The 20,109-nt window shown below is 69.5% G+C and carries 21 protein-coding genes and 1 pseudogene; 18 read left to right on the top strand and 4 right to left on the bottom strand.

The window, feature by feature from the left end; genetic code table 11:
• Positions 1-7: 7 nt before the first annotated feature.
• Positions 8-358 (top strand): aminopeptidase P family N-terminal domain-containing protein, encoded by a 351-nt coding sequence (locus BLQ03_RS01550; protein ID WP_139166595.1) that lies wholly within the window; start codon positions 8-10, stop codon positions 356-358.
• Positions 359-439: 81 nt separating this feature from the next.
• On the opposite strand, the gene BLQ03_RS01545 is transcribed toward BLQ03_RS01550, so the two are convergent.
• Positions 440-733: a GlsB/YeaQ/YmgE family stress response membrane protein gene (locus BLQ03_RS01545; protein ID WP_090751951.1), complete on the bottom strand. Its 294-nt coding sequence runs from the start codon at positions 731-733 to the stop codon at positions 440-442.
• Between the two features lie 336 nt (positions 734-1,069).
• On the opposite strand from BLQ03_RS01545, the gene BLQ03_RS01540 reads away from it, so the two are divergent.
• The 3 genes from BLQ03_RS01540 to BLQ03_RS01530 all read left to right on the top strand — a co-directional run bounded on the left by BLQ03_RS01540 (position 1,070) and on the right by BLQ03_RS01530 (position 3,988).
• On the top strand, positions 1,070-1,873 hold the full coding sequence (locus BLQ03_RS01540; RefSeq protein ID WP_090751949.1) for a L,D-transpeptidase: 804 nt from the start codon (positions 1,070-1,072) through the stop codon (positions 1,871-1,873).
• 137 nt (positions 1,874-2,010) lie between these two features.
• Positions 2,011-2,742, top strand: a complete 732-nt coding sequence (locus tag BLQ03_RS01535) for a hypothetical protein (RefSeq protein WP_090751946.1) — start codon at positions 2,011-2,013, stop codon at positions 2,740-2,742.
• Positions 2,743-2,923: 181 nt separating this feature from the next.
• Positions 2,924-3,988 (top strand): lytic transglycosylase domain-containing protein, encoded by a 1,065-nt coding sequence (locus tag BLQ03_RS01530; protein ID WP_245688630.1) that lies wholly within the window; start codon positions 2,924-2,926, stop codon positions 3,986-3,988.
• 39 nt (positions 3,989-4,027) lie between these two features.
• On the opposite strand, the gene BLQ03_RS01525 is transcribed toward BLQ03_RS01530, so the two are convergent.
• Genes BLQ03_RS01525 through BLQ03_RS01515 form a run of 3 tightly spaced genes read right to left on the bottom strand, consistent with a single transcriptional unit; the run spans position 4,028 to position 6,784 of the window.
• Positions 4,028-5,494 (bottom strand): ABC transporter substrate-binding protein, encoded by a 1,467-nt coding sequence (locus BLQ03_RS01525; RefSeq protein ID WP_090751942.1) that lies wholly within the window; start codon positions 5,492-5,494, stop codon positions 4,028-4,030.
• A gap of 57 nt (positions 5,495-5,551) precedes the next feature.
• Positions 5,552-6,256: a CDP-alcohol phosphatidyltransferase family protein gene (locus tag BLQ03_RS01520; protein ID WP_090752132.1), complete on the bottom strand. Its 705-nt coding sequence runs from the start codon at positions 6,254-6,256 to the stop codon at positions 5,552-5,554.
• A gap of 39 nt (positions 6,257-6,295) precedes the next feature.
• Positions 6,296-6,784, bottom strand: a complete 489-nt coding sequence (locus BLQ03_RS01515; RefSeq protein ID WP_090751940.1) for an Lrp/AsnC family transcriptional regulator — start codon at positions 6,782-6,784, stop codon at positions 6,296-6,298.
• A gap of 124 nt (positions 6,785-6,908) precedes the next feature.
• Here BLQ03_RS01515 and BLQ03_RS01510 point away from each other — a divergent pair, with 124 nt between their 5' ends.
• The 14 genes and pseudogenes from BLQ03_RS01510 (at position 6,909) to BLQ03_RS01450 (ending at position 20,079) form a co-directional block, all read left to right on the top strand.
• Positions 6,909-7,235: a DUF2849 domain-containing protein gene (locus BLQ03_RS01510; protein WP_090751938.1), complete on the top strand. Its 327-nt coding sequence runs from the start codon at positions 6,909-6,911 to the stop codon at positions 7,233-7,235.
• Complete coding sequence (locus BLQ03_RS01505) at positions 7,228-8,892, top strand: nitrite/sulfite reductase (protein ID WP_090751935.1); 1,665 nt, start codon at positions 7,228-7,230, stop codon at positions 8,890-8,892. The genes BLQ03_RS01510 and BLQ03_RS01505 overlap by 8 nt, the downstream gene beginning before the upstream one ends.
• Positions 8,885-9,616 (top strand): annotated as a pseudogene (locus BLQ03_RS18225) (phosphoadenylyl-sulfate reductase); the annotation flags it as partial. The gene BLQ03_RS01505 and the pseudogene BLQ03_RS18225, both read left to right, overlap by 8 nt.
• Positions 9,617-9,682: 66 nt before the next feature.
• Positions 9,683-10,135: a DUF934 domain-containing protein gene (locus BLQ03_RS18975; RefSeq protein WP_342672000.1), complete on the top strand. Its 453-nt coding sequence runs from the start codon at positions 9,683-9,685 to the stop codon at positions 10,133-10,135.
• A 42-nt stretch (positions 10,136-10,177) separates the two neighbouring features.
• Positions 10,178-11,032, top strand: coding sequence for a ferredoxin--NADP reductase (locus tag BLQ03_RS01495; RefSeq protein ID WP_090751930.1), 855 nt, complete (start codon positions 10,178-10,180; stop codon positions 11,030-11,032).
• 81 nt (positions 11,033-11,113) lie between these two features.
• Complete coding sequence (locus BLQ03_RS01490; protein WP_090751928.1) at positions 11,114-11,755, top strand: DUF4142 domain-containing protein; 642 nt, start codon at positions 11,114-11,116, stop codon at positions 11,753-11,755.
• A gap of 145 nt (positions 11,756-11,900) precedes the next feature.
• Complete coding sequence (topA, locus tag BLQ03_RS01485) at positions 11,901-14,507, top strand: type I DNA topoisomerase (protein WP_090751925.1); 2,607 nt, start codon at positions 11,901-11,903, stop codon at positions 14,505-14,507.
• Between the two features lie 155 nt (positions 14,508-14,662).
• Positions 14,663-15,400: a CoA transferase subunit A gene (locus BLQ03_RS01480; RefSeq protein ID WP_090751923.1), complete on the top strand. Its 738-nt coding sequence runs from the start codon at positions 14,663-14,665 to the stop codon at positions 15,398-15,400.
• Positions 15,400-16,029, top strand: coding sequence for a 3-oxoacid CoA-transferase subunit B (locus BLQ03_RS01475; RefSeq protein ID WP_090751920.1), 630 nt, complete (start codon positions 15,400-15,402; stop codon positions 16,027-16,029). Before BLQ03_RS01480 ends, BLQ03_RS01475 begins: the two co-directional genes overlap by 1 nt.
• A gap of 38 nt (positions 16,030-16,067) precedes the next feature.
• Entirely contained in the window at positions 16,068-16,679 is a 612-nt protein-coding gene (locus BLQ03_RS01470; RefSeq protein WP_090751918.1) for a hypothetical protein, read from the top strand.
• Between the two features lie 122 nt (positions 16,680-16,801).
• A complete protein-coding gene (gene ybgC, locus BLQ03_RS01465) occupies positions 16,802-17,197 on the top strand; it encodes a tol-pal system-associated acyl-CoA thioesterase (protein WP_090751916.1) in 396 nt (131 codons plus the stop codon).
• 98 nt (positions 17,198-17,295) lie between these two features.
• Positions 17,296-17,988 (top strand): protein TolQ, encoded by a 693-nt coding sequence (gene tolQ, locus BLQ03_RS01460; RefSeq protein WP_090751914.1) that lies wholly within the window; start codon positions 17,296-17,298, stop codon positions 17,986-17,988.
• Positions 17,988-18,440: an ExbD/TolR family protein gene (locus BLQ03_RS01455; protein WP_090751911.1), complete on the top strand. Its 453-nt coding sequence runs from the start codon at positions 17,988-17,990 to the stop codon at positions 18,438-18,440. The genes tolQ and BLQ03_RS01455 overlap by 1 nt, the downstream gene beginning before the upstream one ends.
• The gene (locus tag BLQ03_RS01450; protein WP_090751909.1) at positions 18,433-20,079 is read left to right on the top strand and encodes a hypothetical protein; all 1,647 of its coding nucleotides are present in this window, start codon (positions 18,433-18,435) and stop codon (positions 20,077-20,079) included. Before BLQ03_RS01455 ends, BLQ03_RS01450 begins: the two co-directional genes overlap by 8 nt.
• The last annotated feature ends 30 nt before the right edge of the window (positions 20,080-20,109 follow it).

The raw sequence follows: 20,109 nt of genomic DNA, 5'->3' as shown, positions 1-20,109 counted from the left end.
GGTTCCGATGCCGCCCGTTTCCTTGCCCCGCGACGGGTTCGCCCCGCGCCGCCTTGCGCTGCGGGCCATCATGGACGGGCGCGGGGTCGATGCGGTGATCCTGTCCCGGCCCCGCAGCCTTGCCCATTACGGCGGCCTCGCGGCACCCGGGGGCGCGTTGCTGGTCGTCACCGCGCGCGAGGCGCTTCTGCTGCAGACCGGGGGATGGGAGCGGGCGGCGGCGCTGCTGCCAAAGGGCTGCGCGCTGGGCCATGAGAATGCGGCGGCCGAGGAACTGGCGATCCTGGTGCAGGCTCTCGGCCCCCGCCGGGTGCTGTGCCTTGCCGCCGAGATCGCCCGTCAGGTCGGGGGCAGGTGATCACAGGCCCCCGCCGGGCAGACGGCGGGGGCCTGGAGCGGCGGCCGGAGGGAGGAGACGGCCGCCGGGCAGCAGGGCGGGTCACCCGCGGCGGCGGCGGCCCGTGAACAGCGACACGATCAGCAGCAGGATCACCGCGCCGATGGTCGAGAAGACGATCGAGCCCAGGAAGCTCGTGCCCCGGACGGTGGCGCCGGGAACGGCAGGGGCGGCCCCCAGGTTCCAGCCGAGGCTCGGGAACAGCCAGCTTGCCAGCACGGCGCCCAGCACGCCCACGATGATGTTCATGAAGACGCCCTGTCCGTCGCCCTTGACGATCAGGCCGGCCAGCCAGCCGGCGATGGCTCCGATGATGATGGAGATGATGAAGCCCATGTTCTGTCCTTTGCAGTTGCAGCAGGCCATGTGTGACTGCCGGATGTGGTCCGAACGTCGATCTGGCAGGCCGGTTCCGGCGCTGGCACCGTTCCGGAAAGCTGCGCCATATCGGCAACAGATCACGCCGTGTTCAAAAAGTCGCGCGCGCGGCAAATTTGTCACGCCCCCCCTCTGGGCACCGTGCGAATTCTTGACGATGCCTTCGGTTCGTCGGCCTATGGGCCGATCGGACCGGCCCGCAGCCTGCCCTGCGATTCGTGCTGTCCATTCTGCCACCCTTTGAGCGGCGCACGGCTTGCCCGCGTGCTGCCCATCTTGAAGGATAAACCTCGGATGCGTCTCGCCTCTGCCGCCCTCCTGGCTTGCGCCCTGGGCCTTGCCGCCTGCGGCCCCAGCACCCCGCCTGTCGAGCAGGCGCCCCAGACCAACAACTTCGTCCCCGAGATCTACCAGGCTCGCGTTGACCAGGGCCCGAACGGCGAGGCGCTGCCGATCCCCGCGATCAAGCCCGCCTACCTGCGCGACCGCAACGTGCGCGCTCGCGTCCCCTACAACGGCCCCGATGCGCCCGGCACCGTGGTTGTCGATCCCTATGCCCGCTTCCTTTACCTGGTCGAGGACGGCGGCATGGCGACGCGCGTCGGCATCGCGGTGGGCCGCGCGGGCGTGGGCTACGCGGGCACGGCGACCATCAAGCGCAAGGCCCGGTGGCCGTCCTGGACGCCCACGTCGAACATGGTGTCGACCGAGCCCGAGCTTTACGCCCAGTTCCGCAACGGCGTGCCGGGCGGCCTCAGCAACCCCTTGGGCTCGCGCGCCTTGTACCTCTACGAGGGCAACAAGGACACGATGTACCGCATCCACGGCACGATGGATCCCTCGTCGGTCGGCAAGGCCACCTCGGCGGGCTGCATCCGGCTGTTCAACCAGGACATCATGGACCTGTATGAGCGCATCCCCAACGGCACGACCGTGAAGGTGCGGACCGAGGCGGAATCGCAAAGGCTGGAAGGCCCGCTGCTCCAGACCCCGGACGGCTACCTGGAGCCCGCGGGCGCGCCCGTGCAGACCGTGGCGGCGGCGGGCGCCCCCGTCCAGAATGTCGCCTTGGTCGAAAGCGCGGTCCCGTCCTACTGATCGGCTGACATCGCTGCAGGCGCCCGGCCCCGTGCCGGGCGTTTTTGCGTTGCAACGCTGCGATTCTTGCGCGAACTTTTGGGCAAAACAGGCGTTTGCGGGCGATCCGCCCCCCATGAAGGACGGCAAGGACGAGCATGGCGAAAGTTGCGAAACCCGATGAAGCCGGTGGTGGCGGCTCGGACGATGCCGAGACGCTGATCGCCAGGTCGCGGCAGCCTGCCCTAGGCCGGCAGGCGGACCGAGCGCTGGGCGCGCTGGCCCGCAAGATCAGGGCCTTGCGTGACGAGACGCGCGCGCAGGGCGGCGACGAGCAGGGGATCAAGGATCTGGGCGCGGCGCTTCGACGGGTGCGGGCCGAGATCGCGCGGCGTGGCGAGGCCGCGTCCGACGAGGAGGCCGGCGACCAGGAGCCGGTCCCGACCGGTGCGGCGGAAACGGCAGGGGCGGGGGGCGCCCGCGCGCCGCGCTCGCCTGGAATCCGGACAGGCCGCCCGGGCGCCCGCAAGATGCCCAAGCCGCAGCGGGCCGAACCGCAGTCGGGTGAGCCCGCAGGGGATACGGCGGCGGAGCCTGTCCGCGCACCGAAGATGAGCCGGGCCGAGGCGGGCGCCACTGCGCCCGAAGCCCCCGCCGCAGGAGCGCGCCGGGCGGGCGGCATGACCCCGCCACCCGCGAAGGTGGACGCCGGGGGTGCCCGCGAGGACAAGGCGGAGAAGAAGGCCCGCAAGGAGGCCGAAAAGGCCGAGCGCAAGCGTGTCAAGGAGGCCGAGAAGGCTGAGGAGAAGGCGACACGCAAGGCCCAGAAAGAGGCCGAGAAGGCCGGAAGGAAGGCCGGGAAGGGCCCCGGAGACAGCGCGGCCTCCTGAGCAGGGCGCTTGCCTTCAAGGGCATGACGGGCCCTTGCTCTGGCGCGGCCTCTTGCGTCGGCCGAAGGCTGGCAGCAGTCCGCTGAGAGCAGGGTCCGAGTTCATGGGAAACCCCGCGCCAAGGTTCACTTCGGCGCGGGGTTTTGCTATCGCGGACCCGTTACATGACGAGGGACTCCCCGTGCGCCGTTTCCAGATCGTCGTCCTTGCGGCACTGGCCGCGACCCCCGGCCTTGCGCAGGACGCAGGCGTGCCCCCGGCCCCTGCCGTTGTTGCAGCTGCCGACGCCCAGGCCTCTCTGAATGCGGTCGGGTCACCTTTGCAGGAACCGGCCGCTCCGGCGCCCGGCGCTCCTGCGGCGACGGCCCAGCCCGCTCAACCCGCAGCCGCGAAGGAAGCCGCTGCTCCGGCCAAGGGAACCACGCCCACCGCCGACAGCAAGGAGCGGCGCTGCACGGCGGATGGACGCAGCTGCATCACCGTGGCCTCCTATGTGGCGGATGTCTGTTCCACCATCGAGCGTGCGGCGACCGAGAACCGGCTTGATCCCAACTTCCTGGCCCGGCTGCTGTGGAAGGAAAGCCTGTTCGAGCCCGAGGCGGTGTCCCCCGCAGGCGCCCTGGGCATCGCGCAGTTCATGCCGGACACGGCGCGCATGCGGAAGCTCGACGACCCCTTCAATCCGGCCAAGGCGATCCATGCCTCGGCCGACTACCTGCGCTATCTGATCGACGGCTTCGGCAACATGGGGCTGGCGGCTGTTGCCTATAACGGCGGCGAGCGGCGGGCCGAGACCTTCAACAAGGGCGGCAATGTCCTGCCCTTCGAGACGCAGGACTATGTCGAGGCGATCACCGGCCACAACGCCTGGAAATGGCGCGACGACCCGCCCGGGCAGATCGACGTGCGGCTGGACAAGGACAAGCCCTTCGGCGAGGCCTGCGTGCAGCTGGCCGCAAACCGCAAGCTGAAGGAATTCAAGTCCCCGCAGCGCAGCTTCCCCTGGGGCGTGATCCTGGCCTCGCATCCCAGGCAGTCGGGCGCGCAGCAGCAGGTCAGCCGGCTGAACCGCCAGTTGCGGCCGATCCTGGGCGGCAAGCAGATCACCTATGTCCGCAAGACGCTGTCAGGCAGCGGCCGGCGTGTCTACACCGCGCAGGTCGGCTATTCCTCGCGCGGTGAGGCCAATGCCTTCTGCAGCCAGTTCCGCGCCATCGGCGGCCGCTGCATCGTGCTGAAGAACTGAGGCAATGGTGCGTGCTTTGCGCGCACCATTGCCACTCCCTCACTCGGTCCAGCGCACTTTGGTCAGATCGTTCGCGGGGGTGGGGGCGTTTTCCCACAGGCCCTCGATCCGGGCGTCGGCCACGCCGATCTTGGCCAGTTGGAACAGGAAGGCGGCGGGATTGTCCTCGGCCAGCATCCCTTGCGCCTCGCGCAGCAGCTCGCTGCGCTCGCCCGCGTCGGTCGAGGCGGTGAAGCGCGCGATCAGGTCGCGGAAGACGGGGTTGTCATAGCCGATGTAATAGCCGTCGCGGGCGTAGATATCGATGTCCAGCGGCTCGACATGGCTGATGATGGTCAGGTCGAAGTCGGCGCCGCGGAAGACCGTTTCCAGCCACTGCGCCCATTCCATGTTGGTGATCTGCGTCTCGATCCCGACCGCGCGCAGTTGAGCCGCCACGATCTCGCCGCCGCGTCGGGCATAAGGCGGGGGCGGCAGCGCGAGCCGCAGGCTGAGGTTCGACACGCCCGCCTCGGCCAGCAGGGCCTTGGCCTGGTCCGGGTCATGGGGCGAGCGGTCCAGCAGGTCCACGTGATCGGGATGATGGGGGGCGAAATGGCTGCCGATGGGGGTGCCGTAGCCGAACATCGCGCCGTCGATGATGGCCTGCCGGTCCACGGCCAGGGCGATGGCCTTGCGCACGCGCGGGTCGTTCAGGGGCGCATGGCGGTTGTTCATGGACAGGATCGTCTCGCCCTCGGTCGTGCCCACGATCACCTTGAAGCGGGGATCGGCCTCGAGTTGCGGCAGCGTTTCCGGCGCGGGATAGATCGGGAAGGCGTCCACGTCGCCCGCCATCATCGCGGCAAAGGCCGCCGTCGGGTCCGGGATGAAGCGGAAGGTGGCCGAGCGCAGCGCGGGCTTTTCGCCCCAGTAGCCGTCGAAGGCCTCAAGCGTGATGTGGTCGCCCTGGGTCCACGCGCCGAAGCGGAAGGGGCCGGTTCCCACAGGCGCGGTCGCAGCCTGCGCGGCCGAGGCCGGGTCCAGGATCACTGCGTCGCCCCAGGCCATCTTCCAGGGAAAGCTGCCGTCCGGGCCGTCCAGCGTGACGCGCACGAGGTCGGGCGCCACCGCCTCGACCGCCGTGATCCCGGCAAAGAGCTGCTTCTGCGCATTGGTCGAATCCTCGGCCCGCGCCCGGTCCAGCGAGAAGACCACGTCCGAGGCGTCGAAGGCAGCGCCGTCGTGGAAGGTCACGCCCTGCCGCAGCCTGAATTCATAGACCGTCCCGTTCTCGCTGGCCTGCCATTCCGAGGCGAGGCCGGGGACGATCGTGCCGTCGGGGGCGAAGCGGGTCAGCCCCTCGAAAAGGTTGGCATAGACCACCTCGTCGATGGCGGCGGCGGCGTTGGCGGTGGGGTCGAGGCCCGGCGGTTCGAGCACCATGCCCAGCCGGATCGTGTCGGTGGCGGCCAGCGCGGGCGCGGCGATCAGCGCCAGGGCGGCGGGCAGCAGGCGGTCGAGCATGGACGTTCCCCTGTGACGGAATTTGGCGCGGACACTAAGGGGCTTGCCGCCGCGCGATCAAGCGCGCTGTCGCCCCCTGGGCGGGATCATCTGCTGCAACGGTCCCGCCAGCAGCAGCCAGATCGAGCTGACGACCAGCCCCCACAGCGCCCAGCTTTGCGGATGGAAGTTCACCGCGATGGCCCAGAGGGCGAAGACCACCCAGGCCCCCATCATCGGCAGCGACAGCGCGCGCCATCGCTCGGTGCGGACGGGGTGGATGAACTTGACCGGCAGGAACATCGCCCCCGTCAGCGGGATCACCAGCGCCAAGATCACCCAGTACGAGGGCTTGAGCGCGAAGAGCACCAGCACCAGCATGTTCCAGCAGGCCGGAAAGCCCGCGAAGCTGTTGTCCTTTGTCTTCATCCGCGTGTCGGCCATGTACAGGATCGAGCCGAAGACGATGGCGATGGTGCAGACCCAGCCCGTCCAGCCCGGCAGCAGCCCCGACTTGAACAGCGCAAAGGCGGGAATGAAGATCCAGGTGATGTAGTCCACCATCAGGTCCATCGCCACGCCGTCATAGGTCGGCCAGTTCTGCTTGACCCCGTAGCGGCGCGCCAACGGCCCGTCGATGCCGTCCACCACCATCGCCACGATCAGCCAGACGAACATGGTGGACCAGTCCCCGTCCACGGCGGCCAGCAGCGCCAGCACGGCCCAGATGGCGCCCGTGGCGGTGAAGAGATGGACCCCGAGGGCCTTGAGACGCAGCATCATGCGGCTTTCTCGCACCGCCGCGCGGGCCATGCAACCGGGTCAGGCGGGGGGGATCGGCAGGGCCGAGGTCGCCTTCATCTCCTCCATCGACAGAAGCGCGGTGACGTTCTGGATGCGCACTTCCGAGATCAGCGACTGGTAGAAGCGGTCGTAGGCTCGCGCGTTCCGCACCATGACCTTCAGGATATAGTCGATGTCGCCGGCCAGCCGATGCGCCTCGATCACCTCGGGGCGGGCGCGGACGGCGGCAAGGAAGCGGGCGGCCCAGTCGGCGTCATGTTCCGTCGTGCGGATCAGCACGAAGAAGCAGGCTTCCAGCCCCAGGGCCTCGGCATCCAGCAGTGCGACCTGCGCCCGGATCACGCCCTGCTCGCGCATGCGTCGAATCCGGTTCCAGACGGGCGTGCGCGAGGCCCCCACGCGCGAGGCGATCTCCTCCAGCGGCAGGCTTGCGTCCCCTTGCAGCAGGGACAGTATCTTGCGGTCCAGTTCGTCCAGCCGGACCGGCGTCTGCCTTTCCTCAGCCATCTGGATAATTCTTCCTGTAATGGGCCAGTCAGGCCGTGAATATGTCCTTATTTCCTTGCCTCTCTGGCTTTTGGCAACATGTTTTTCCTATTTTGAAAGGGAATTCTTCAGCAGGCCGCCATTCATGTCCAAGACCTTCGTCCCCTCGCCCCGCACGCCCGCCGTGCTGACCGCCAATAATCTACTGGACGGGCTGTCCGTCTGGATGTCGGCGCGCGGCTGGACCACGGACCCTCGGGCCGCCACGCTTTACGAGGACGCGGCCACCGCTGAAACCGCGCTGCTGGCCGCGCAGGCCCAGCCCGATGTCGTGGTCGGCCCCTACCTGGTCGAATCCGGCCGCGATGCCGAGGGCCTGCCGATCCCCGTCCATTTCCGCGAGGCCTTCCGCCAGGCAGGCCCCTCGGTCGAGACCAACGCCACTTCCATCCCCGAGGCTGCCCATGCTTGACGCCACCAACGACGACGGCCGCGCCTATCTGCAGCACCGCGCCCAGCAGTTCCGCGCCCAGGTCGCGCGGCGGCTGGACGGCAGCCTGACCGAGGAAGAGTTTCGCCCCCTGCGCCTGATGAACGGCGTCTACCTGCAACTGCATGCCTACATGCTGCGGGTGGCGATCCCCTACGGCACGATTAGCCCGAACCAGATTCGGGGCCTGGCCGACATCGCCGACCGCTGGGACCGCGGCTACGGCCATTTCACCACGCGGCAGAACATCCAGTTCAACTGGGCCAAGCTGGTCGATATCCCCGACATGCTGGACGCGCTGGCCGACGTGGGCCTGCACGCCATCCAGACCTCGGGCAACACCGTCCGCAACGTGACGACCGACGCCTTCGCCGGTGCCGCCGCCGACGAGATCGAGGACCCGCGCCCCTGGGCGGAGCTGCTGCGCTTCTGGTCCACCGACCATGCCGAGTTTCAGTTCCTGCCACGCAAGTTCAAGATCGCCATCTCGGGCGGCAAGCGCGACCGCGCGGTGATCGCCGCCCATGATATCGGCCTGCGCCTGCGTCGCCAGGACGGACGCCTGGGCTTCCAGGTCTGGATCGGCGGCGGACTTGGCCGCACGCCCATGATCGGCAAGGTCGTGCGCGAGTTCCTGCCCGCCGAGGACCTGCTTCCTTACGTCGAGGGCATCCTCGCCGCCTACAACCTCAGCGGCCGCCGCGACAACAAGTACAAGGCGCGGCTGAAGATCACCGTGGCCGAGCGCGGGCTGGACGTGCTGCGCGAGGAGATCGAGGAAGAGTTCCAGCGCCGCCGCGCCGTCTTCCGCGGCCATGACGAGGAGCTGCTGGCCCGTCTGCGCGACCGCTTCGCCGCGCCCGTCTTCCGCGAGGTGGACGAGACCGGCTTCCACGCCGCCCGCGCCGCCAGCGGGGCCTTCCGGTCCTGGATCGACACCAACCTGTCGGAACACCGCGTGCCGGGTTATGCCAGCGTTACCGTGACGCTCAAGGCGCCGGGCGCGGTGCCGGGCGACTGCACGGCGGCGCAGATGCGCCTGATCGCGGAACTGGCCGAGCGTCATGCCCATGGCGACATCCGCATCGCCCATGACCAGAACATCGTCCTGCCGCATGTGCCGAAGTCGGAACTGCCCGCGCTTTACGCGGCGCTGCGCGAGGCGGGCTTGGCCACGGCCAACGCGGGGCATATCACCGACATCATCTCCTGCCCCGGCATGGACTTCTGCACGCTGGCGACCGCGCGCTCGGTCCCGATCGCGCAGGAGCTGGCGGATTACGTCCGCGCCCGCGACCTTGACGACGAGATCGGCAAGTTCGACGTCCGCATCTCGGGCTGCATCAACGCCTGCGGCCATCACCATCTGGGCCATGTCGGCATCCTCGGCCTGGACCGGGCAGGGGTCGAGAACTACCAGATCACGCTGGGTGGCGACGGCTACGAGATGCCGGCCATCGGCGAGCGCGCCGGCGCGGGCTTCCCCTATGACCAGGTCGTGCCCGCCATCGGCCGGCTGATCGACGCCTATCTCGAGGTCCGGGAATCGCCCGAGGAACGCTTCATCGATGCCCTGCGGCGGCTGGGGCCTGCGCCCTTCAAGGCGGCGCTTTACCCGGCCGAGGCGAGCCATGCTTGACGCGAACCTCGACAGCCGCGCCGCCACGCTGAACGCGCGCTATCGCAACCACGCGGCGGTGCAGGTGCTGCGCCATGCGCTGTCCGACCCCGATCTCGGCCGGGTGGCGCTGGTGTCCTCCTTCGGGGCGGAATCGGTCGTGCTGCTGCACATGCTGTCGGTGGCCTCGCCCGACACGCCGGTGCTGTTCATCGACACAGAGATGCTGTTCCCCGAAACGCTGGACTACCAGCGCGAGATCGCCGCGCGCCTGCCCCTGACCGACGTCCGCGTGATCCGCGCATCCGAGGACGAGATCGCGGCGGTGGACCCCGACGGCACGCTGCACCAGCGCGACACCGATTCCTGCTGCAACGTCCGCAAGGTCGTGCCGCTGGAACGGGCGCTGTCCGGCTTCGACGCCTGGATCACGGGTCGCAAGCGGTTCCAGGGCGGCGAGCGGAAGCAACTGGAGTTCTTCGAACCCGAGCCGCCCTTCCGGCTGCGCGTGAACCCGCTGGCGCATTGGCGGCCAGAGGACATCATCGACTACATGGACGAGAACGCGCTGCCCCGGCATCCGCTGGTGGCCAGGGGCTATCCGTCCATCGGCTGCGCGCCCTGCACCTCGCCGGTGAAACCGGGCGAGGACCCCCGCTCGGGCCGCTGGCGCGGCTCGGCCAAGACGGAATGCGGCATCCATTTCATCGGCGGCAGGATCGTGCGCGGCCCCGTCGCGCCCGAGCCCCAGCCCGAGCCGGAGGTTGCGCGGGTTGCCCCCGTTGCCCATCTGCACGTAGTGACGCCGGTCATGGAACGCCCCGCCGCAAGCAAGGACAACGAGATGACGACCGCCGACCTGACCCAAGCCTCCACTTCCGCCGTGCCTCAGGCGGATGCGCCGGTGCTGGTTCGTGACGACGGCTTCCACCCGCTGGAAGGGCAGCCCGACGTCAGCCTGCCTTCAGACACCGACCCCGACACGCTGGCGGATCACCTGAACGCCGCGATGATCGCGGTCGAGTTCCCGGCCATGACCGACGGTCGCGGCTTCACCCTGGCGCGGCTGCTGCGGGAACTGGGCTACAAGGGCCGCATCCGGGCGACCGGCAGCCTGATCGCCGATCAGTATGCCATGGCCCGCCGGGTCGGCATCGACGAGGTGCAGATCCCTGCGGCCCTTGCCCGCCGTCAGCCGGCGGACCAGTGGCTCGCCCGCGCCGACTGGCGCGAGTGGGACCACAGGTCGCGGCTGGCGGGCTAGTCCCCGGCCGCCTTTTCCCCTAGATTATTGCGGACACCCGACATGACCCTGGATATTCCCTTGGCAGACGATCCCCACGTCACCCAGCCCAAATCGACCGCGCATATCCTGCCCGACGCGCAGACCGTCACGTCGGTCCGGCACTGGACGGACGGGCTGTTCTCGTTCCGGGTCACGCGGCCCGCATCCCTGCGCTTCCGGTCGGGCGAGTTCGTGATGATCGGCCTCCTGGGCGACAACGGCAAGCCGATCCTGCGCGCCTATTCCATCGCCTCGCCCAACTGGGACGAGGAACTGGAGTTCTACTCGATCAAGGTGCCGGACGGGCCGCTGACCTCGAAGCTTCAGCACATCCGCCCTGGCGACCAGATCATCCTGCGCCCCAAGCCCGTGGGCACGCTGGTCCTTGACGCGCTGCTGCCGGGCAAGCGGCTGTGGTTCCTGGCGACGGGAACCGGCATCGCGCCCTTCGCGTCCCTGATGCGCGATCCCGAGACCTTCGAGCGCTACGAGCAGGTGATCATGATGCACACCTGCCGCACGAAGGCCGAACTGGAATACGGCCGCGAGCTGGTCGAGAACCTGCGCCACGACCCGCTGCTGAGCGAGATCCACGGCGACGACTTCACCGACCGGCTGGTCTATTATCCCACGACCACGCGCGAGGAATCGCCCTTCATGGGCCGGATCACCGACAACCTCGCCAGCGGCAAGGTCTTCGCCGATCTCGGCCTTCCGGCGATGAACCCGGCCGAGGACCGGGCCATGGTCTGCGGCAGCCTGGCCTTCAACGTGGATGTCAAGGCGGTGCTGGAAAGCTTCGGCCTGCACGAGGGCGCCAACAGCGAGCCGCGCGAGTTCGTGGTCGAAAAGGCTTTCGTCGGCGAGGGCGTCTGACCCGTCCGTGAGCCCTTGGGCGGAACTCCGGCTTTGGTGGCCCTGTTCGGTGACAGGATCCACGCAAAGCCGGAGACGACCATGAAACTCGCAGTTCTTGCCGCCTTCCTGGGAATGGCCGCGCCCGCCGCGCTTCTGGCGCAGACGGCCACCCCGCCGACCGACCCCACCGTGACCGGCACCATGCCCTCCGGCGAGGCGACCGGCGGGGCCGCGTCGCAGAACCCGGTGGTGATGCCCCATTCCGAGGCCGCGCCCGAGCCTGCGACGGCCCCCGCCGCCGCCTCGGCCACCCCTGCCGCCACACCGCAGGATTTCGTCAACCAGGCCGCCAGCAGCGGCATGTTCGAGGTCCAGTCAAGCGAGCTTGCGCTGGAGCGCGCCGGCAGCGACGAGGTCAAGGACTTCGCCCGGATGATGATCCGCGACCATGGCGAGCTGAACGAGCAGCTCAAGGCCGTGGCCGCCGCCAAGGGCCTGACCGTTCCGGCCGAGATCGCCGGCCCCCCGGCGCAGCACATGGAGGCCGTGATGGGGGCCGAGGGCGACAGCTTCGATCAGGCCTACCTCGGCCATCAGGCGCAGGCCCATGCCGAGGCCATCGCGCTGTTCGAGCCTTGGGCCGAGCAGACGGACGACACCGACATGGCCGCCCTGGCGCAGAAAGCCGTTCAGCACATCCGCACCCACCAGGAGACGCTGGAAAAGATCCGCGCCGACTGAGCGGCCCGGATCATCCAGGGCGCCGGAGCCGGTCGCCCGGCGCCCTTTCGCGTCCTTGTGCCACGTTGGGGCAGGGATTGCCCCGCGTTGACTCCGCCCCTCGGGGCACCCATGTTGCCGCCCCGAATCTGCCAAAGGTCGTGTCATGCCCGTCGTTGTCGTCGAATCCCCGGCCAAGGCCAAGACAATCAACAAGTATCTGGGCGACGACTACACCGTTCTCGCGTCCTTCGGCCATGTCCGCGACCTGCCGCCCAAGGACGGCTCGGTCGATACCGACGCCGATTTCGCCATGAAATGGGAAGTCGCGTCGGCATCGAAGAAGCACGTCAAGGCGATCAAGGACGCGCTGGCCTCGGACCCGAACCTGATCCTCGCGACCGACCCCGACCGCGAGGGCGAGGCGATCAGCTGGCACCTACGCGAGGCGCTGGCCTCGTCGCTGAAGAAGGCGCAGGTCAGCCGCGTCACCTTCAACGCGATCACCAAGAACGCCGTAACCGAGGCGATGGCGAACCCGCGCGAGATCGACCAGCCGCTGGTCGATGCCTATCTGGCGCGCCGTGCGCTGGACTATCTCGTGGGCTTCAACCTGTCGCCGGTCCTGTGGCGCAAGCTGCCGGGCGCCAAGTCGGCAGGCCGCGTCCAGTCCGTCGCCCTGCGGATCATCGTGGACCGCGAGATGGAGATCGAGGCCTTCCGCGCCCGCGAATACTGGTCCGTCCACGCCACGCTGGCGACACCCAAGGGCGACGAATACCGTGCCCAGCTTGTCACCTATGCGGGCAAGAAGCTGGAACGCTACGACCTCGCCAACGAGGAAGCCGCCAGGCTGGCCGTGAAGGCGGTCGAAAGCCGCGACCTCAAGGTGACCTCGGTCGCCTCGAAGCCCGCCAGCCGCAACCCCTGGCCGCCCTTCATGACCTCGACCCTGCAGCAGGAGGCCAGCCGCAAGCTTGGCCTTGGTGCGCGGGCCTGCATGAGCGCCGCGCAGAGGCTCTATGAAGCCGGCTACATCACCTACATGCGGACCGACGGCATCGACATGGCGCCCGAGGCGGTGATGGCTGCGCGCGACGCCATCAAGGCGCGCTTCGGGGCGGATTACGTCCCCAAGTCGCCGCGCATGTACAAGAACAAGGCCAAGAACGCGCAGGAAGCGCATGAGTGCATCCGGCCGACCGACATGATGCTGTCCCCCGACAAGCTGAACGTGGAGCCCGAGCAGAGGAAGCTCTACGACCTGATCTGGAAGCGCACGCTGGCCTCCCAGATGGAGGCCGCCCGGATGGAGCGGACCACCGTCGAGATCGGTTCCGCCGACGGCCAGGTGGGCCTGCGCGCGACAGGGCAGGTGATGCTGTTCGACGGCTTCCTGCGGGTCTACGACCAGGGCACGGATGATGACGAGGGCGAAGACAGCGCCCGCCTGCCACAGATCGCGCAGGGCGAGCCCGCCGCCAAGCGCGCCGTTGTGCCGGAGCAGCATTTCACCCAGCCGCCGCCGCGCTATACCGAGGCCACGCTGGTCAAGCGGATGGAGGAGCTCGGCATCGGTCGGCCCTCGACCTATGCCTCGATCGTCACCACGATTCAGGACCGCGAATATGTCCGCAAGGACAAGAACCGGCTGATCCCTGAGGACAAGGGCCGGCTGGTGACGGCCTTCCTGGTGAAATACTTCCCGCGCTACGTCAGTTACGACTTCACCGCCGACCTTGAAGGCGAACTCGACGACATCTCCTCGGGCGAGCGGGAATACCGCGAGGTCCTGCGCCGCTTCTGGCGCGACTTCACGGCCGCGCTGGAAGGGACCAGCGAGCTGCGGATCACCGAGGTGCTGGAGGCCATTGACGAGGCGCTGGCCCCGCATCTGTATCCCGCGCGTGCCGACGGGGGCGATCCGCGCGAATGCCCGCTGTGTGGCAAGGGGCGGCTGAACCTCAAGACCGCGCGCTCGGGCGGGGCCTTCATTGGCTGCAACAACTATCCCGAATGCCGCTACACCCGCCCGATCTCGGGCGCGGAAGGCGAGGCGGTGGGCGACACCGTGCTGGGGCTGGACCCGGAAGGCATTGAGATCAGCCTCAAGACCGGTCGCTTCGGGCCTTACGTCCAGCGCGGCGAGGCGACGGCGGAGCAGCCGAAGCCGCCGCGCGCGTCGATCCCCAAGGGCTGGGACGCGGCGTCGATGGACCTGGAAAAGGCGCTGATGCTGCTGAACCTGCCGCGCGAGATCGGCCCGCATCCCGAGGACGGCGTGATGATCGAGGCGGGGATCGGCCGCTATGGTCCCTACGTCAAGCACGGGCCGCGCTATGCGAACCTGCCCGAGGTGGACGAGGTCTTCACCATCGGCATGAACCGTGCGGTCGAGGTGCTGGCCGCGAAGCCCCAGCGCGGCCGTGCGGCCCCGGCAGCGGCCTTGGCGGAACTGGGCGAGCACCCCGAGGGCGGTCCCGTGCAGGTGCTGAACGGCCGCTTCGGGCCTTACGTGAAATGGGGCAAGGTCAACGCCACCCTGCCGCGCGACATGACGCCCGAGTCGGTGACGATGGAGCAGGCGCTTGAACTGATCGCGGCCAAGGCCTCGAAGGGCGGCAAGAAACCCGCCCCGAAGAAGGCCGCCAAGGAGCCCGCGAAGACGGCGGCCAAGAAGCCCGCTGCCAAGAAGACGGCGAAAACGGCCGAGAAGGCGCCCGCCAAGACCACGACCCGGAAGGCAGCCGCCAGGAAGGCGGCCGAGGGCTGAGGCGCGGCCTTGGCCGTCCTGCCCGCCTCGCGGCGCCCGAGGGCGGGACGGAAATGCCGCTGCGTCACGACTGTGTGCCGCTGGGTCGGGGACCCGTCGTTGACACCTGCGCCCCCCCCGTGCAGAACCCCCCGAAAGGTTTGCACGGGGGGACCATGCGCAAGATTTACGACAACGCGGATGCCGCGCTGGAAGGGTTGCTGAAGGACGGCATGTCCATCGCGGCCGGGGGCTTCGGCCTTTGCGGCATTCCCGAACTGCTGATCGCATCCATCCACAAGTCCGGCGTCAAGGACCTGACGGTTGCGTCCAACAACTGCGGCGTCGACGGCTTCGGTCTGGGCATCCTGCTGGACAGCAAGCAGATCCGGAAGATGCAGTCGTCCTATGTCGGCGAGAACGCCGAGTTCATGCGCCAGTATCTGAGCGGAGAGCTTGAGCTCGAGTTCAACCCGCAGGGCACGCTGGCCGAGCGGATGCGGGCGGGCGGCGCGGGCATCCCCGGCTTCTACACCAAGACCGGCGTCGGCACTGTCATCGCCGAAGGGAAAGAGGTCAAGAATTTCGACGGCGAGGACTACATCCTCGAGCGCGGGATCGTCACCGACCTCGCCATCGTCAAGGCCTGGAAGGCCGACGAGACGGGCAACCTCGTCTTCCGCAAGACCGCGCGCAACTTCAACGTGCCCGCCGCCACCTGCGGCCGCGTCTGCGTGGTCGAGGTCGAGGAGATCGTGCCCGCGGGCTCGATCGACCCCGACCACATCCACCTGCCGGGGATCTACGTCCACCGCATCATCCAAGGCGAGCACGAGAAGCGCATCGAGCAGCGCACCGTCCGCAAGCGCGCCGATCAGAACAATGCGCCCGCCGCGCAAGGGGAGGAAGCCTGATGGCCTGGGACCGCAACCAGATGGCGGCGCGGGCCGCGCGCGAACTCGAGGACGGCATGTATGTCAACCTCGGCATCGGCATCCCGACGCTTGTGTCGAACTACATTCCCGAGGGCGTCCACGTGACGCTGCAGTCGGAAAACGGGATGCTGGGCATGGGGCCCTTCCCCTATGAGGGCGAGGAGGACGCCGACCTCATCAACGCCGGCAAGCAGACGATCACCGAGCTGCCCCATTCCGCCTATTTCGACAGCGCCACCAGCTTCGGCATGATCCGCGGCGGCAAGATCGCCATGGCGATCCTCGGCGCGATGGAAGTGGCCGAGAACGGCGACCTCGCGAACTGGATGATCCCCGGCAAGCTGGTCAAGGGCATGGGCGGGGCGATGGACCTCGTTGCCGGCGTCAAGCGCGTGGTCGTGGTCATGGACCACACCAACAAGGCCGGCGAATCCAAGGTGCTGCGCGAATGCACCCTGCCGCTGACCGGCAAGGGCGTGGTGGACCGCATTATTACCAATCTCGGCGTCCTGGACGTTGTGCCGGGCGGGCTGAAGATCGTCGAGGTCGCCGATGGCGTGACCGAGGACGAGCTGCGCGCCGCCACCGAGGCGACGATTGTCGGCTGACCGGCATATCCGCCCCTGCAACCCTCGGCGGGCCGTCCATGCGGCCCGCTGACGACGGTGCGACGCTGACCCCCGACCGGATCGCCGCGCTGTTCACCGCGCCCGCCGGCGCCTTCCTCTGCGCCCGCTGGGGTCGGCCGGTCGCCCCGGTCGTCTTCGGGCTGGACGACGCCTCGCTTTCCGTCTTCCGCGCTGCCATCGCAGCCGTCTTCGCCCATGCCCGCCACCCCCTGGCCGAGACCGACCCCGATATGGGCGCAAACCTCATGGTCTTCGCCGTCCGCGACTGGGACGAGCTGGCGGAACTGCCTGACCTCGACCGGCTGACGGGGATGCAGGGGCTGCCCGAGAGGCTGGCAGGGCAAGGGGCCGACCAGTATCGCCTGTTCCGCTTCGACCCCGACGGCAGCATCCGCGCCGCGTTTGCGTTCCTGCGCCTCGGCGGGCCCTTGGGCCAGTGCCACCCCGCGCAGCTGGCCGAGTCCGTCGCGGTCAACGCGCTTCTGACCTGGGCGCATCCGGTGACGCCCTCGCAGCCGCTCGCCGGTCTCATCCGCGCGGCCTATGACCCCCTGCTGCCCGCCTGCGCCTGCGACCCCAGCCACGCCCTGCGCCTGGCCGCACGGCTCCAGACGCCTTCTTCTTTGTGAAAATATCCCGGGGGAGCCGTCCGCAGGACGGCGGGGGCAGAGCCCCCATCTTCCTGCCCGAGGTTCCCTTCCGCCGCCGGACGTGCTTGACCCTTGCCCCAAACCGGCAAGGGCCCCCGCGCATGACTCACCGTTTCCCGATCCGCGTCTATTACGAGGACACCGACCTCGGGCAGATCGTCTATTACGCCAACTACCTCAAATTCATCGAGCGTGGCCGCAGCGAATGGCTGCGCGCGGCGGGCGTGGACCAGCAGCGCCTGCTGGAGGACTCGCATCTGGCCTTTGTCGTCCGCCGGGTCGAGGCCGACTACCTCAGCCCGGCCCGCTTCGACGACCAGCTCGAGGTCGTGACCACGCTGGAACAGGCCACGGGGCCGCGCGTGACCGTCTCGCAGGTGGTGGAACGCGACGGAAAGGCGCTGTTTCGCGCCCGCGTCACCGTGGTCTGCGTGGATCTGCGGACCATGCGGCCGCATCGCCTGCCCGAGGCGGTCCGGGCCGCGCTGGCCGGCTGACAGCCGCCGCCGCACGGAACTGTGTTGACCTTTTGAATGGCCTTCCTCGATAGGATGATGGCAAACGCGCGGAACTGCGCAAGAACAGGCAAGTCTCGATGGAAAACCTCGCAATCGGTGCGCCGGCCGATTTCTCGCTGATCGCGCTGTTCCTGCGCGCGGGCCTCACCGTCAAGATCGTGATGGTGCTGCTGGTCCTGGCCTCGGTCTGGTCCTGGACGCTGATCATCCAGAAGCTGATGGTCCACGCCACGGCCCGCCGCGAGGCCGCAGGCTTCGAGCGGCGCTTCTGGTCGGGCGAGCCCCTGGACGACGTTTTCGACCGCATGAACGGGCGCGCGGGCGGCCCGGCCGAGCGGATCTTTTCCGCCGGCATGACCGAATGGCGTCGTTCGCAGCGCGATGACGGGGGCCTGATCGCGGGTGTCCTGCAGCGGGTGGAACGCGCCATGAACGTGGCCATCGGGCGCGAGGGCGACCGGCTGACGCGCGGCCTGCCCTTTCTGGCGACGGTGGGCTCGACCGCGCCCTTCATCGGGCTTTTCGGCACCGTATGGGGCATCAAGACCGCCTTCGAGGGCATCGCGCTGAGCCAGGACACCAGCCTCGCCGTCGTGGCCCCCGGCATCGCCGAGGCGCTGGTCGCGACCGCGCTGGGCCTTCTGGCCGCGATCCCGGCCGTGATCTTCTACAACAAGCTCGCCTCGGATGCCGAGCGCATCAGCGCCGGGCACGAGGCCTTTGCCGATGAATTCGCCACCATCCTGTCGCGCCAGGTCGAGGACGCGTGATGGCGGGCGGGGTCGCGCGGCGCAAGCTCAGCCGCCACGGGCGCCAGCGTCACGCGCCCATGGCGGAAATCAACGTCACGCCCTTTGTGGACGTGATGCTGGTGCTGCTGATCATCTTCATGGTGGCCGCCCCCCTTCTGACCGTGGGCGTGCCGCTGGAACTGCCCCGCACGGCGGCCGAGGCCGTCACGGCCGAGCCCGAAGAGCCGCTGACCATCTCGCTGCCTGCCGAAGGGCCGCTGGTCCTGATGACGACCGAGGTGCCCGCGGGCGAGCTCGTGTCCCGCCTGCGGGCGGTCGCCGCCGAACGGCAGTCGAGCCGCATCTACCTGCGCGCCGACGGGGCCGTGGCCTATGCCCGGGTGATGGAGGTCATGGGCGCGCTGAACGCGGCCGGTTTCCGCGACATCGTGCTGGTCACCGATTCGGGCGGCCCGCGGATGGATGGCTGACCCGTTTCCCCCCACCGAGGCGCGCGAGCGCCGGATCGGCGCCTGGGTTTCGGGCGTGGCGCACGCGGCCCTGATCGGCTGGGTGGCGGTCGGCGGCGCCTTGTTCCGCCCGCCGCAGGCTCCCGCGCTGCGGATGTCGCCCGTGGAAACCATGTCGGCGACCGAGTTCGAGTCGATGGCCGCCGCCGCGCGCGGCTCGGGGCCCATCGGCGCCGAGGTGGCGGTCACGCCCGCCCAGCCGCGCCCGCCCTCGGCCGAGGTGATCGCCGGCGGCCCGGTGGCCATGGCCCCGCCTGCGCCGAACGCCGACCCTCAGGCGCTGCCCGCGCCCGAGTTCGCAGGCGAGGCCGCGCCGAACCTGTCCGACCTGCAGGTGCCGCAGACCCCCGTGGCTGTCGCCACCGTCGCGCCCATGCCGCAGCAGCCCCCGCAGGCGCAAGACGAGGCACCGCCCCCGGCAGCGGTGGACCTGCCGCCCGAGTTGCCGAGGGTCGCGGCGGTCCCGCCCCTTTCCTCGCCCACGGCCGAGGCGGCGGCGCCTGCCGCGCTTCCGCCCCCGCCGGTGCTGATGACCTCGGCCGCGCCCTTCGACGTTCCTGCCGCCCGCCAACGCCGCGCCGAGCGGATCGCGGCCGCCGAAGCGGCGGAGGCCGAGGCACGCGCCCAGGCGCAGGCCGCTGAAGCGGCCCGGCAGGAAGCCGCACGGCAGGAAGCAGCCCGGCAGGCCGAGGCTGAGGCCGAGGCCCAGCGGCAGGCGCAGGAAGCGCTGGAAGCCGAGCGCCTTGCGGCCGAGCAGGCCCGCATCGCCGCCGAGGCCGCCGCGCGGCAGCAGGCCGAGCGCGCCGCAGCCGAAGCCGCTGCCGCAGAGGCTGCTCGTGCGGAAGCCGAGGCGCAGGCCGCGCTTGAGGCGGAGCGGCAGGCCGCCTTGGAAGCCGAGCGGCAGGAGCAGGAGCGGCGCGAGGCCGAGGCCCGTGAACGTGCCGAGGCCGCCGCCCGCCGGGCCGAGCAGCAGCGGCTGGCCGAGGAAGCCCAACGCGCCGAGGCCCGCCGCCTTGCCGAAGAGCGCGAGGCCGAGGAGGCGCGCCGCCGCGCCGAGGAGGAAGCCGCTGCCGCCGAGGCCGCCGAGGCGCTCGCCCGCGCCGAGGAGGAGGCCGCCCGCGCCCGTGCCGAGGCGCAAGCCCGCGAGGAGGCCGAGGCCGCGCGGCAGGCCCCCGAGGACGCCGACCCGTTGATGGCCGCGCTGAACGAGGCGCTGGATCTGCCCGGTGCCGTCGAGGAAGGCGGCGGCGGCCGCGCCGCTCTGGGCCCGCCCCTGTCGCAGGGGGAAAAGGACGGGCTCAGGTTGCAGATCGAGGCCTGCTGGAACATCGGCTCGCTGTCGCGCGAGGCGCAGCGGACGGCGGTTTCGGTGCAGTTCTCGATGTCCGCCGACGGGATGCCCGAGACCGACAGCGTGCGGATGATCGGCTTCGACGGTGGCTCGGACGCGGCCGCCGCGCAGGCCTTCGAGGCCGCACGCCGCGCGATCCTGCGCTGCGCCCTGCAGGGCGGCGGCTTCAACCTGCCGGCCGAGAAATACGGCCGCTGGCGTGACACGATCATCGACTTCCGCCCCCAGGGCGGCCCCTCGATCCGGTGAAGATGGCCCGCATTTCCATCGCATCCCAAA

Source organism: Paracoccus chinensis (genome assembly GCF_900102885.1).
GTDB lineage: Bacteria > Pseudomonadota > Alphaproteobacteria > Rhodobacterales > Rhodobacteraceae > Paracoccus > Paracoccus chinensis.
The sequence above is the reverse complement of the archived record's forward strand: the minus strand, read 5'-3'. Positions and strand labels throughout refer to the sequence as shown.